The sequence below is a fragment of the Mesorhizobium sp. M0518 genome (assembly GCF_040321125.1).
Lineage (GTDB): Bacteria > Pseudomonadota > Alphaproteobacteria > Rhizobiales > Rhizobiaceae > Mesorhizobium.
In genome coordinates this window covers 196369-208749 of sequence record NZ_JAMYQY010000006.1, presented here as the reverse complement: position 1 = coordinate 208749, position 12381 = coordinate 196369, and the positions used below count along the sequence as shown (strand labels likewise).

10 protein-coding genes are annotated in these 12381 nt (G+C 63.0%); 8 read left to right on the top strand and 2 right to left on the bottom strand.

The window, feature by feature from the left end; translation table 11 throughout:
• Positions 1-49 precede the first annotated feature (49 nt).
• The 7 genes from NKI66_RS11240 (at position 50) to NKI66_RS11210 (ending at position 8248) form a co-directional block, all read left to right on the top strand.
• Complete coding sequence (locus NKI66_RS11240) at positions 50-1495, top strand: homospermidine synthase (RefSeq protein WP_023810061.1); 1446 nt, start codon at positions 50-52, stop codon at positions 1493-1495.
• Positions 1496-1580: 85 nt separating this feature from the next.
• Positions 1581-1961, top strand: coding sequence for an outer membrane lipoprotein Omp10 (gene omp10, locus NKI66_RS11235; protein ID WP_031212818.1), 381 nt, complete (start codon positions 1581-1583; stop codon positions 1959-1961).
• Between the two features lie 187 nt (positions 1962-2148).
• A complete protein-coding gene (locus NKI66_RS11230; RefSeq protein ID WP_352751635.1) occupies positions 2149-4134 on the top strand; it encodes a 5'-nucleotidase C-terminal domain-containing protein in 1986 nt (661 codons plus the stop codon).
• A gap of 237 nt (positions 4135-4371) precedes the next feature.
• Entirely contained in the window at positions 4372-5436 is a 1065-nt protein-coding gene (gene hemH, locus NKI66_RS11225) for a ferrochelatase (RefSeq protein ID WP_352441865.1), read from the top strand.
• A gap of 52 nt (positions 5437-5488) precedes the next feature.
• Positions 5489-6700, top strand: a complete 1212-nt coding sequence (locus NKI66_RS11220) for an NAD(P)/FAD-dependent oxidoreductase (protein WP_352632053.1) — start codon at positions 5489-5491, stop codon at positions 6698-6700.
• Positions 6701-6821: 121 nt separating this feature from the next.
• Positions 6822-7772, top strand: coding sequence for an SPFH domain-containing protein (locus NKI66_RS11215; protein ID WP_127259978.1), 951 nt, complete (start codon positions 6822-6824; stop codon positions 7770-7772).
• A gap of 11 nt (positions 7773-7783) precedes the next feature.
• A complete protein-coding gene (locus NKI66_RS11210; protein ID WP_023810067.1) occupies positions 7784-8248 on the top strand; it encodes an NfeD family protein in 465 nt (154 codons plus the stop codon).
• A 64-nt stretch (positions 8249-8312) separates the two neighbouring features.
• On the opposite strand, the gene NKI66_RS11205 is transcribed toward NKI66_RS11210, so the two are convergent.
• Positions 8313-9314, bottom strand: coding sequence for a KpsF/GutQ family sugar-phosphate isomerase (locus tag NKI66_RS11205; RefSeq protein WP_127414279.1), 1002 nt, complete (start codon positions 9312-9314; stop codon positions 8313-8315).
• Positions 9315-9564: 250 nt separating this feature from the next.
• Between NKI66_RS11205 and NKI66_RS11200 the strand changes: the two genes are divergently transcribed.
• Positions 9565-11355, top strand: coding sequence for an outer membrane beta-barrel protein (locus NKI66_RS11200; protein ID WP_352751632.1), 1791 nt, complete (start codon positions 9565-9567; stop codon positions 11353-11355).
• 40 nt (positions 11356-11395) lie between these two features.
• On the opposite strand, the gene galU is transcribed toward NKI66_RS11200, so the two are convergent.
• Complete coding sequence (gene galU / locus NKI66_RS11195; protein WP_352610320.1) at positions 11396-12301, bottom strand: UTP--glucose-1-phosphate uridylyltransferase GalU; 906 nt, start codon at positions 12299-12301, stop codon at positions 11396-11398.
• Positions 12302-12381: the final 80 nt, after the last annotated feature.

Genomic DNA, 12381 nt, shown 5'->3' with positions numbered 1-12381 from the left:
TTGCGCGTGTTTTCCCAGTTTCCTGGGTTTTGAAGGAGTGCTCGATAAAATGGCGAATGAAAACTGGCCCGTTTACGGTGAGATCAGCGGCCCCGTCGTGATGATCGGCTTCGGCTCGATCGGCCGGGGAACGCTGCCGCTGATCGAACGCCATTTCAAGTTCGACAAGTCGCGCATGACGGTCATCGACCCGCGCGACACCGACCGCAAGCTGCTCGACGAGCGCGGCATCGCCTTCGTCCAGGAAGCGGTGACCGAGAAGAACTACAAGAAGCTCTTGACCCCGCTTCTGACCAATGGCGGCGGCCAGGGCTTTTGCATCAACCTGTCGGTCGATACCGGCTCGGTGGATCTGATGCGGCTCTGCCGCAAGCTCGGTGTGCTCTACATCGACACCGTCGTCGAGCCGTGGCTCGGCTTCTATTTCGACGCCAAGGCGGACAACGCCAGCCGCACCAATTACGCGCTGCGCGAGTCGCTGCTCAAGGAAAAGCACGACAAGCCCGGCGGCGCCACGGCGGTCTCCACCTGCGGCGCCAATCCAGGCATGGTCTCGTGGTTCGTCAAGCAGGCGTTGGTCAATCTCGCCACCGATCTTGGCCTGGAATTCTCGGAGCCCGCGCAGGACGACCGCGAGGGCTGGGCCAAGCTGATGAAGAAAGCCGGCGTCAAGGGGATCCACATCGCCGAACGCGACACCCAGCGCACCAAGAAGCCGAAACCGATGAATGTGTTCTGGAACACATGGTCGGTCGAAGGCTTCATCTCCGAGGGCCTGCAGCCCGCTGAACTTGGCTGGGGCACACACGAGACATGGATGCCGAAGAACGCCAAGAAGCACAAGCATGGCTCGAAGGCAGCCATCTATCTGGAGCAGCCGGGCGCCAACACGCGCGTGCGCTCGTGGTGCCCGACGCCCGGCGCGCAATACGGCCTGCTGGTGACGCATAATGAGGCGATCTCGATCGCCGATTTCTTCACCGTGCGTTCCAAGAAGGGCAAGGTGCATTACCGCCCGACCTGCCACTATGCCTACCATCCCTGCAACGACGCGATGCTGTCGCTTGACGAAATGTTCGGCGCCGCCGGCAAGCCTCAGCCGGTGCATCATGTGCTCGACGAGAACGAGTTGATCGACGGCGTCGACGAACTCGGCGTGCTGCTCTACGGCCACGACAAGAATGCCTACTGGTACGGCTCGCAGCTGTCGCTCGCCGAGGCGCGCAAGCTGGCGCCCTATCAGAACGCCACCGGCATGCAGGTCACCTCGGCGGTGCTCTCGGGCATGGTCTGGGCGCTGGAAAACCCCGAGGCCGGCATCGTCGAAGCCGACGAGATGGACTACAGGCGGTGCCTGGAAGTGCAGTCCCAGTATCTCGGACCGGTCAAGGGCTACTACACCGACTGGACGCCGCTCGATAACCGTCCCGGCCTGTTCCCGGAAGACCTCGACCGCAACGACCCGTGGCAGTTCCGCAACATCCTTGTGCGATAGCAGCACCGCCTACCTGCCTCACTGCCTTGCAATCGCCCGGAAATCGGGCGATTGAAGGGATGCGGACTGAGGAGAGGATTTTCATATGAACAACATTGCGCGCAAAGTTCTTTCGATGAGCGTAGCGGCGGCAGCCTTGGCCGGGCTTGCTGCTTGTGCGACCAGCGGTCCCGATGAGCCGCCCATGGCGGCGGCGCCGAAAGGCGTCGAGGGCTCGTGGATCGACGCCAAGGGCACCGGCCTTTCGACCTTTGCCGGCGGCACCTTCACGACCGTCGCCACCGACACCGGCCAGAAGCTTGCCGATGGCAGCTACACGATGACCGGCGCCACGTCGGTGCAGATCAGCGGCACCTCGCTGATCCGCCAGACCGCGGTCAGCTTCAACTGCCTGATGGTGTCGACAAGCCAGCTCAATTGCACCAGCTCCAGCGGTCAGAATTTCGTGCTGACAAGGCGCGTCTGAACCCACGACCATTCGTTTTCCAAGGACGGCGGCCAGTTGGCCGCCGTCCTTTTTTATGCCGGCAAAGGGTCCCGGATTCCGCTTGCGTCATCCGGAACGCGATGGGAACATGGCCGAAGCGCCGGCTGTTATGTTCCAGTCAAGCAAGAGCGCTAATGGCCTCCGATCAGCTTTCCGGGAGACGAAGATGAAGAAGCTTGCCGCCATTGCTGCCCTGTCAGCCTCAGCACTCGGTCTGTCGGCCGGCGCGTCCTTTGCCGACTACACGCTGAACATCCTGCATATCAACGACTGGCACAGCCGCATCGAAGGCAACAACAAATATGAATCGACCTGCTCGGCGGACGAGGAAACCAAGGGCGAGTGCATCGGCGGCGCGGGCCGGCTGATCACCGCGATCGCCCAGGAGCGCAAGAAGCTGGAAGGCCAGAACGTGCTGCTGCTCAGCGCAGGCGACAATTTCCAGGGCTCACTGTTCTACTCCACTTACAAGGGCAAGGTCGAAGGCGAATTCCTCAACGAGATGAAGTTCGATGCCATGGCGCTCGGCAACCATGAATTCGACGACGGCGAAGTGGCCCTGGCGCCGTTCCTCGACATGATCAAGTTCCCGGTGCTCGGCGCCAATGTGAAGGCCAACGCGCAATCCAAGCTCGGCGACCGCATCAAGCCGTCTGTTGTCGTCGAGGTCGGCGGTCAGAAGATCGGCATCATCGGCGCGATCACCAACGACACGCCGGACCTCGCTTCCCCCGGACCCAACGTCGCAATAGAGGACGACGTCAAGTCGATCACCGCCGAAGTCGAGAAGCTCAAGGGCGAAGGCGTCAACAAGATCATCGCCGTGACCCATATCGGCTACAGGCGCGAACGCGACGTCATTGCCAAGATCCCGGGCATCGATGTCGTCGTCGGCGGCCACAGCCATTCCCTGCTGTCGAACACCGATCCGAAGGCGGAAGGCCCCTACCCGACGATGGTCGACAATCCGGACGGCTACAAGGTGCCGGTGGTGCAGGCGGCGTCCTACTCGAAATATCTCGGTGAGTTCAAGGTGGTGTTCGACGACAATGGCGTCGTCAAATCGGCCAGCGGCGACCCGATCTATCTCGACAAGTCGATCACCCCCGACCCGGCCGTGCTCGCCCGCATCAAGGAACTTGGCGCGCCGATCGAGGCGCTGAAGAACAAGGAAGTGGCGGAAACCACCGACGTCATCGACGGCAGTCGTGAGAGCTGCCGCACCCGAGAATGCGCGATGGGCAATCTCGTCTCCGACGCCGTCCTCGACCGCGTCAAGGGACAGGGCGTCGAGATCGTCATCTCCAATGGCGGTGGCCTGCGCGCCTCGATCGACAAGGGCACCGTCACCATGGGCGAGGTGCTGGCCGTGCTGCCGTTCCAGAACACGCTGGCGACCTTCCAGATTTCGGGCAAGGATCTGGTGGCCGGCCTCGAGGGCGGCCTCAGCCAGGTCGAGGACGGCGCCGGGCGCTTCCCCCAGGTCGCCGGCCTGAAATATTCCTTCGACAAATCCGTCGCGCCCAATGCCGGCCGCGTCAAGTCGGTGGAAGTCATGGAAGGCGGCGCCTGGACGCCGATCAAGCCGGACAAGGACTATCTGGTCGCAACCAACAACTATGTCCGCCAGGGCGGCGACGGCTACAAGATCTTCGCCGACAAGGCCAAGAATGCCTACGATTACGGCCCCGGCCTCGAACAGGTGGTTGCCGACTATCTCGGTGCCCACCGACCCTACACGCCGAAGCTCGACGGCCGCATCACCGAAATAGCCGCGACCGTCGCCGCGGCGCCTGCGGCCCCGGCAACCGATCCGGCTGAAGCCGCCAAGCCTGCTGAAGCGGCACCTGCAATGCCTGAATTGCCGGCCAACTCGGGCGATATCGCCAACACACCACCGGCCATATCGACGGAAGGAGCACCTCCCCCGCCAGCGCCACCAGCCGCGCCGGCACCGGCCGAGCCGGCAAAGCCAGCGGAGGCCGCGCCGGCCGAAGCCAACCATGTCATCGTTGCCGGCGACACTTATTGGGATCTGGCCAAGAAGGTCTATGGCGACGGTGCCAAATGGAAGGTCATTTCGGTCGCCAACAAGGGCTATGAGCCGCGCCGGCTTCCGGTCGGCGCAACGCTGACCATCCCGCCGAAATAGCCTCGCTTAGATGCCTGAATGACGCCGCCCCCCCCGAAAACCGGACGGGCGTCCTGTTTTCGGGCTAATGCATGTCGCCCAAAAGTGAACTCGGTTTTGGGAGAACGACATGCATAAAAACAAAGACTTAAAGCGGGTCGTCTGAATCCATTCAGACAATCCGCTTTAAGGTGCGGCCAGACGCTGCATTGAATGCGCGCGCAAGATGGTTAGGTTCGCGTCTTCCGGAGAACCCTTATGACGCTTCCCACCCCTGCCGAACCCAAGGCCGCAAAGGCGCTCGGCCCGTTGCCCGCTGGGCATCCGCCGGTCAAGGCGGGCAAGATCGGCGTCATGCTGGTCAATCTCGGCACGCCCGACGGCACCGATTTCAAGCCGATGTGGCGGTATCTGCGTGAATTCCTGTCCGACCCGCGCGTCATCGAACTCAACAGGGCAATCTGGTATCCGATCCTCTATGGCCTTGTGCTCACCACGCGGCCCAAGAAGTCGGGCGCCAACTACGCACGGATCTGGAACCGGGAAAAGAACGAGTCGCCGCTGCGCACCTATACCCGCGCCCAGGCCGAAAAGCTGGCCGACGCGCTGAGCGACCTGCCTGATGTCGTCGTCGACTGGGCGATGCGCTACGGCAACCCTTCAACCGCCAGCATTGCCCAGCGTCTGGTCGACCAGGGCTGCGACCGCATTCTTTCCTTCCCGCTCTATCCGCAATATTCAGCGACGACCACGGCAACAGCCAACGACCAGCTGTTTCGCGCGCTGATGAAAATGCGCCGTGCGCCGGCCGTCCGCAGCGTGCCGCCCTACTATGACGAACCGGTCTATATCGAAGCGCTGGCGCGCTCGATCGAACGGCATCTGGCGACGCTGGACTTCGAGCCGGAGGTGGTCATCACCTCCTATCACGGCATTCCAAAACCGTATTTCGAGAGGGGCGACCCCTATCATTGCCACTGCCAGAAGACGACGCGGCTGCTGCGGGAACGGCTTGGCTGGGATGACAAGAAACTGATCATCACCTTCCAGTCGCGCTTCGGCGCGCAGGAATGGCTGCAGCCCTATACTGACAAGACGGTGGAAAAACTCGCGCAGGACGGCGTCAAGTCGATCGCCATCGTCAATCCCGGCTTTTCCGTCGACTGCATCGAGACGCTGGACGAGATCGGCCGCGAGGCGGCCGAAACCTTCCACCATGCCGGCGGCAAGAATTTCGCCCATATCCCTTGCCTCAACGATAGCGCGGAAGGGATGGCGGTGATCGAGGCCATGGTGCGGCGCGAACTGTCCGGCTGGGTCTGAACCGGAACAACGCCTGCTCCGAGGAGTTAAGGCGCGCCCTCCGGAGAATTCGATGTCCCGCAAACTCGACCTCAGTAGTGGCCGGCCCGTGTGGTCCGCCTATCGGGCGCCTGCGGTACCGACGGACAGCCTGATCCGGGACGTCAAGACGGATGTGCTGATCGTCGGCATGGGCATCAGCGGCGCCATGATGACCGAGGCGCTGACGGCCGATGGCCATCGGGTGATCTGCATCGACCGGCGCGGCCCGCTGAAGGGCTCGACGGCCGCAACCACCGCACTGGTGGCATTCGAAATAGACCAGCCTCTCTCCACGCTCTCGAAGATGGTTGGCAGAGCCTCGGCCCAGCAGGCCTGGCGACGCTCGCGGCTCGCCGTTTCCAATCTCGCCGGACGGATTGCCGAACTCGGCATCAACTGTGGCCTGAGCCGCATGCCATCACTCTATCTGGCCGGCACGATGCTTGGTCCGTCGGAACTGCGCGACGAGGCCGAGGCACGTCGGCTAGCCGGCATCGGCGCCATCTGCTTAACCCGACAACAGCTAGCTGAGAAATTCGGCATCGACCGCGAAGGCGCCATTCTCGGCCACGGCAACATCGCGCTCGACCCGCGCAAGCTGACGGCTGGGCTGCAGCTGAAATCCCTGGAGCGCAAGGCACGCTTCTATGCCCCCGTCGAAGCCACAATGATCGAGGACAGCGCCGAAGCTGTTGTCGTCGCGACCAGGGATGGCCCAACCATAACCGCACGACATGTTGTTCTGGCCACCGGCTACGAACTTGTCGACATCGTGCCGGCCGCGGCCCACCGGATCATCTCGACATGGGCGATTGCGACACGCCCGCAACCGCGAAAGCTCTGGCCGGACGCAGCGTTCATCTGGGAAGCGTCGGAGCCGTATCTGTATATGCGCACGACGGTCGACGGCCGGGTCATATGCGGCGGCGAGGACGAGGATTTTATCGACGAAGCGCGGCGCGACGAGCTGATCGCCGACAAGAGCACACGCATCGCCGAGAAGCTCGGCCTGATATTTCCGCATCTCGACACCAGACCCGATTTTGCCTGGACCGGCTCGTTCGGCACCACGACCACCGGCCTGCCTTATATCGGCGCCATTCCCCGCCACCCGCGCATCCATGCGGTGCTGGGCTACGGCGGCAACGGCATCACCTTCTCGCAGATCGCTTCCGAAATTGTCCCGGCTTCGATCAACGGGCTGGATGACACGGATGCAAGGCTGTTCGCCTTCAACCGCTGAGTGCAAACCTATAAACAATCCATCATCACCTGATTGTAACGCATCTGAAACACACTTAAGTCTTTGGTGAAGTCGGCTGCGCGAGAATGGCTTGAGCGGCCTTCGTCTGAGGGAGAGCCAAATGGATTTCAGTGGTTTCGATATTGCGGTTGGTGCACTTGCCCTTCTGGTATTGGTGCTGCTGATCAAAGGCATCAGGACAATCCCGCAAGGCTACAACTATACGGTGGAGCGCTTTGGCCGTTACACCAAGACACTGAGCCCGGGTCTCAATTTCATTTACCCGTTCATCGACCGCATCGGCGCCAAGATGAACATGATGGAGCAGGTGCTCGACGTCCCGAGCCAGGAAATCATCACCCGGGACAACGCCATCGTCGGTGTCGACGGCATTGCCTTTTTCCAGATCCTCAACGCAGCGCAGGCCGCCTATCAGGTTTCCGGACTGCAGAACGCCATCCTCAATTTGACGATGACCAACATCCGTACCGTCATGGGTTCGATGGACCTCGATGAACTCCTGTCGAACCGCGACGCCATCAACGAGCGCCTGCTGCGCGTCGTCGATGAGGCGGCCCATCCGTGGGGCATCAAGATCACCCGCGTCGAAATCAAGGACATCAACCCGCCGGCCAACCTTATCGAATCGATGGGCCGGCAAATGACGGCGGAACGCAACAAGCGCGCGCAGATCCTTGCCGCCGAAGGCCTCAAGCAGTCGCAGATCCTCGAAGCCGAGGGCCGCAAGGAAGCCGCCTTCCGCGATGCCGAGGCGCGCGAACGTTCGGCCGAGGCGGAAGCCCGCGCCACCCAGGTGGTGTCGGAAGCGATCTCCAAAGGCGATGTGCAGGCGCTGAACTATTTCGTAGCGCTGAAATACACTGAAGCGCTTGGCAGGATCGGCACGGCCACCAACAGCAAGATCGTGCTGATGCCCTTCGAGGCGTCGTCGCTGATCGGCTCGCTCGGCGGCATCGGCGAGATCGCCAAGGAAGTCTTCCGCAGCGAAGGCACCACCGGCTCGCAAAGGCAGGCCGCGCGCCCGCCGGTCGTTCGCCCAACCGACAACTGAGGTCGAAACCAATGATCGACCGCATCGTTTCCGAACTCGGCCCGTGGAACTGGATGGTACTCGGTTTCGTGCTGCTGGTGATGGAAATCATCGCGCCGGGTATCTTCATGCTGTGGATCGGCATCGCCGCGCTGATCATCGGCGCCGTGTCGCTGCTGATCTGGGACGCCGGCTTCTGGACCTGGCAGGTCCAGGTCCTCGCCTTCCTGGCGCTGTCGCTGGTCTCGGCCTATGTCGGCAAGAAGCTGGTCGGCAGCCGCAACGACCCGACCGACCAGCCGCTGCTCAACCGGCGCGGCGCGCAAATGGTCGGCAGGATGGCGACACTTGCCGAGCCGATCCGGGACGGACGCGGCCGCATCAAGCTGGGCGATACGCTGTGGCGTGTCTCCGGCCCGGATTTGCCGGCCGGCACGCAAGTGCGCGTGACGGGCGCAGCCGATACGGATCTGGAACTGACCGTCGAGGCGGTCTGAACGAGCGGCGTTAAGAGTGTGTCGAGATCCGGGTCAGGCCGGCATCACCGAATATCAGCGCGCCTTAGGCCGCGCCGATACGCAGCAGGTCATGCAGGTGGATGAGGCCGACTGGTTTCCGGCCCTCCACCACCATCAGGCTGGTGATGGCTGAATTGTTGATCGTTTGCAGCGCCGTTGCCACCAGCGTGTCCGGCGTCGCGGTCTTCGGGCCTTTTGTCATCACCTGATCCACCGTCATCGCCAGCAGATTGCTGCCGATGTGACGGCGGATGTCGCCATCGGTGATGATGCCGACCAGCGCACCGTCGGCGTCGGTGATCGCGACGCAGCCAAACCCCTTGCGCGACAGTTCCAGGATCGCGTCCTGCATGCCGGTGCCCGCGACCACCAGCGGCAGCCTGTCGCCGACATGCATGATCTCGCGGATCTGCGTCAGGTTGGCGCCGAGCTGGCCGCCCGGGTGAAAGGTGCGGAAATGATCCGGCGTGAAGCCGCGTGCTTCGAGCAGCGCGATCGCCAGCGCGTCGCCCATCACCAGTTGCAGCAGCGTCGATGTCGTTGGCGCCAGGCCGTGCGGGCAGGCTTCCGGAGCGCGCGGCAAAAGCAGCACCACGTCCGCCGCCCGCGCCAGCGCCGATGTCTCTCCGGCGGTGATGGCGATCAGCGGAATGGAAAAGCGCCTGGAATAGGCGACGATGCCCATCAGTTCCTTGCTCTCGCCCGACCACGACATGGCGATGATGGCGTCGTCCCTGGCGATCATGCCGAGATCGCCGTGATTGGCCTCCGCGGGATGGACGAAAAAGGCCGGCGTGCCGGTCGAGGCCAGCGTCGCGGCGATCTTCGAACCGATATGGCCGCTTTTGCCGACGCCGGTGACGATGAGCCGGCCTTCAATCCCCGAGATCATCTCGACCGCCTGCGCGAAAGGCGCGGCCAATCCGTTCTCCAAGGCCTCGGCAAGGGCTGCAACCCCAGCCTGTTCTGTCGCCACCGTCCTCAGCGCCGAAGCGATCGAGGCTTGCCTGTCCGAAGGCTTCTTATCCAGGGATCCCGCATGCATGGCTGATGCGATTAACGCTTTGCCGGCGCGCTGTCCAACAGAAATGGCCCAAGGCATGTTGCCCGAACGTGCGCGGTGGTTTTTGACGACGGCAGGCGCGAAAACCAAAAGCTTGACGCACGCGGTATGAATGCCTTTGGAAATCAGCGCTTCAGGCGGCTGACGGGCCGCCGCCTCAACCCTCCGTTAACCATCCCCATTTACGGTTCGGTAAGTATGGCGCGCGTGCGCCGCGCAAGCAGTGGTGGCGATGTCCGGGGCCCAGCCAGAAAATTCGACAGGACGTGGGGGCAAGGCGGTCTGCGCCTTGCTGCTGGCAACCAGCATGTTTGCCTTGCTGCGCCCGGCGGCGCTCCATGCCCAGGAAACCGAACTGCGCGGCGAAGTTTCGGAATCGGCGATCCTGTCCGACCAGCAGCGCAAGGCGAGACAGCTGGCCCTGGCAGCCCAGGGTCAACAGCCGGCCAATGCCGCGCAGGACAATGCGCCGGCCCGCACCTATCTGCCGGCCAGCGCCGGTGCCGTGCCTGACGACGCCGACACCGGCGACGCCAACGCGACCGGCAGCCTCTTCGACCCGGCGTCAGCCACCGACGACACGGCCGCCGACATCGCGGCGCCGCCCAAGCCTCGCCGCCGCTCATCGACCGCCGGGCAGAATGCTGCTGACCAAGCCAAGGACAAGGCTGCCGACAAGTCGAAAAAGAAGAAGAAATCGACGGCCGGCACCTCCGACATCACCGCTTCCACGACGGCCTCCACGACGGACGCCGCCGATGGTGCAGAGACCGATGCGGACACGGCCAACCGCCGCGCTCTCACCATCGACAGTGCCGACAGGCAGAAGCTCGACCCAGGCGCAGAGCGCACGGACGCCATCGAAGGTCAGAAAAAGAAGCCAGAGGATGATCCATTCGCCGCCACCGGCGTCAAATGGGGTTCCTTCGTCATCCGGCCGACGATCGAACAGGGCCTGACCGCCACCTCGAACGGCGATTCGAGCAGTGCCGGCACGTCGGCGCTGCTGTCCGAGACGGCGCTGCGCTTTTCCGCCGCCTCCGACTGGCGCGAGAACTCAGCCACGATCGACGGCTATGGCCTTTTTCGCGAGACTGTCTCGGGTTACCCGGTTCACGACGAGCAAGGGCGCATCGAAGGCCAGCTCAATGTCGACCTCGACAATGAGTTGCGCGCCATCGCCAAGCTCGGCTACGAGGCCGTGCCGGAATCGGCATCATCGCCGGACGCCATCGCGGGCGTCAGCAAGCAGCCGCTGCGGCAGACCATCGATGGCAGCCTCGCCGTCGAAAAGCATCTCGGCAAGATGCAGTACACGTTGACCGGCGCGGTCTCGCATGACTTCTACGGCGACGCCAAGCTCTCGGACGGCACCTCGCTGTCGCAGAAGGATCAGGACTCCACGCTCTACACGGCGACGTTGCGCACCGGCTACGAGATCTCCCCTGCCCTGACCCCTTTCACCGAAATCGAGGTCGGCCGCCGGACTTATGATCAACGCATCGACAATGAAGGCTTCGAGCGCTCGTCGACGCGGCTCGGCGCCCGCGCTGGCCTTGCACTCGATATGGGTGAGAAGCTGTCGGGTGAATTCTCGGCCGGCTGGCTCAGGGAAGCGATCGACGACAAAAACCTTGATGCGATCTCTGGTGCCACCGTCAACGCCGACCTCAAATGGTCACCCGAGCGCGGCACAACGATCGGCCTGACCGGGCGGACCACCGTCGAGCCCACGACCACATCGGGCGAAAGCGGCGACATCCTCTATTCCGGTCGCCTGACCGGCGAGCGCCAGATTCGCGCCAACCTCACCGCCAATGCGGCTCTGGGCCTCGACTGGCGTGATTACATCGGCATCGACGGCCATGACAGGGTGTTGAGCGCCGAGGCCGGACTGACCTGGTGGTTGAACCGCTACGCCGGCCTGACCACAAGAGTGAGGACCGAGAAGCTGACCAGCAATCTGCCGGGCCGGGACTACACCGCCAACAGCATCTTCCTCGGCGTGAAGGTGCAGCGCTGAACGGCCGCACCAACGACATCCGGCCGCTCGCTATAATACCTTAAAACGCAGCGCCGCGGCGCTCAGACGGCTTCAACTCGTCCAGAAGCGTGCGGATGACGCCAGCCATGTTCTCGTTCATGTCGCTGCGCCACAGCGCGAAGGCGACGTTGGCCTCGACGAAGCCTTCCGGCGATCCGCAGTCGAACGTGCGGCCCCGATAGTGGTAGCCGTAGAAAGGCTGCTGCTTTTCCAGCTTCAGCATGGCGTCGGTGAGCTGGATCTCGTTGCCGGCGCCTTTTTCCTGGCCTTCGAGGATCTTGAATATCTCCGGCTGCAGGATGTAGCGGCCGTTGATGTAAAGATTGGACGGCGCGGTGCCGGCCTTCGGCTTTTCCACCATCTCGGTGATGCGGAAACCGTGATGCGTGTCCTCGCCGCGGCCGACGATGCCGTATTTGTGGGTTTCGGCGGGAGCGCATTCCTGCACCGCGATGATGTTGTTGCCGGTCTCCTCGTAGAGCTCGACCATTGCCTTCGTGCAGCTCTTCTCCGACTGCATGATCATGTCGGGCAGCAAAAGCGCGAAGGGCTCGTCGCCGACGAGCTCGCGGGCGCACCAGACGGCGTGACCAAGTCCCATCGGTACCTGCTGGCGTGTGAAACTGGTCTGCCCCGGCGCCGGCTGCAGCCGTTGCAGGCGGGCGAGCTGGTCGTCTTTGCCGCGCTGGGCCAGCGTGTCATAGAGTTCGAACTGGATGTCGAAATGGTCCTCGATGACGGCCTTGTTGCGGCCGGTGACGAAGATGAAATGCTCGATGCCGGCCTCGCGCGCCTCATCCACCACATACTGGATCACCGGCCGGTCGACGACGGTCAGCATTTCCTTGGGGACAGCCTTGGTGGCCGGGAGAAACCGTGTGCCGAGACCAGCGACCGGGAAGACTGCCTTGCGAACTCTCTTCATGCTTTCAATTATCCGTTTGAGGGCCAGCTCCGCAATCCCCGTTCCAAGACATTTTCACGCCGGAATTGGGGACTACTGGG

Bases quoted from the DNA above. Each gene is read 5' to 3' on its own strand.
- NKI66_RS11210 (WP_023810067.1), top strand. From the start codon at position 7,784: ATGATCGACCGCATCGTTTCCGAACTCGGCCCGTGGAACTGGATGGTA.
- hemH (WP_352441865.1), top strand. From the start codon at position 4,372: ATGACGCTTCCCACCCCTGCCGAACCCAAGGCCGCAAAGGCGCTCGGC.
- galU (WP_352610320.1), bottom strand. From the start codon at position 12,301: ATGAAGAGAGTTCGCAAGGCAGTCTTCCCGGTCGCTGGTCTCGGCACA.
- omp10 (WP_031212818.1), top strand. From the start codon at position 1,581: ATGAACAACATTGCGCGCAAAGTTCTTTCGATGAGCGTAGCGGCGGCA.
- NKI66_RS11230 (WP_352751635.1), top strand. From the start codon at position 2,149: ATGAAGAAGCTTGCCGCCATTGCTGCCCTGTCAGCCTCAGCACTCGGT.
- NKI66_RS11220 (WP_352632053.1), top strand. From the start codon at position 5,489: ATGTCCCGCAAACTCGACCTCAGTAGTGGCCGGCCCGTGTGGTCCGCC.
- NKI66_RS11200 (WP_352751632.1), top strand. From the start codon at position 9,565: ATGTCCGGGGCCCAGCCAGAAAATTCGACAGGACGTGGGGGCAAGGCG.
- NKI66_RS11240 (WP_023810061.1), top strand. From the start codon at position 50: ATGGCGAATGAAAACTGGCCCGTTTACGGTGAGATCAGCGGCCCCGTC.
- NKI66_RS11215 (WP_127259978.1), top strand. From the start codon at position 6,822: ATGGATTTCAGTGGTTTCGATATTGCGGTTGGTGCACTTGCCCTTCTG.
- NKI66_RS11205 (WP_127414279.1), bottom strand. From the start codon at position 9,314: ATGCATGCGGGATCCCTGGATAAGAAGCCTTCGGACAGGCAAGCCTCG.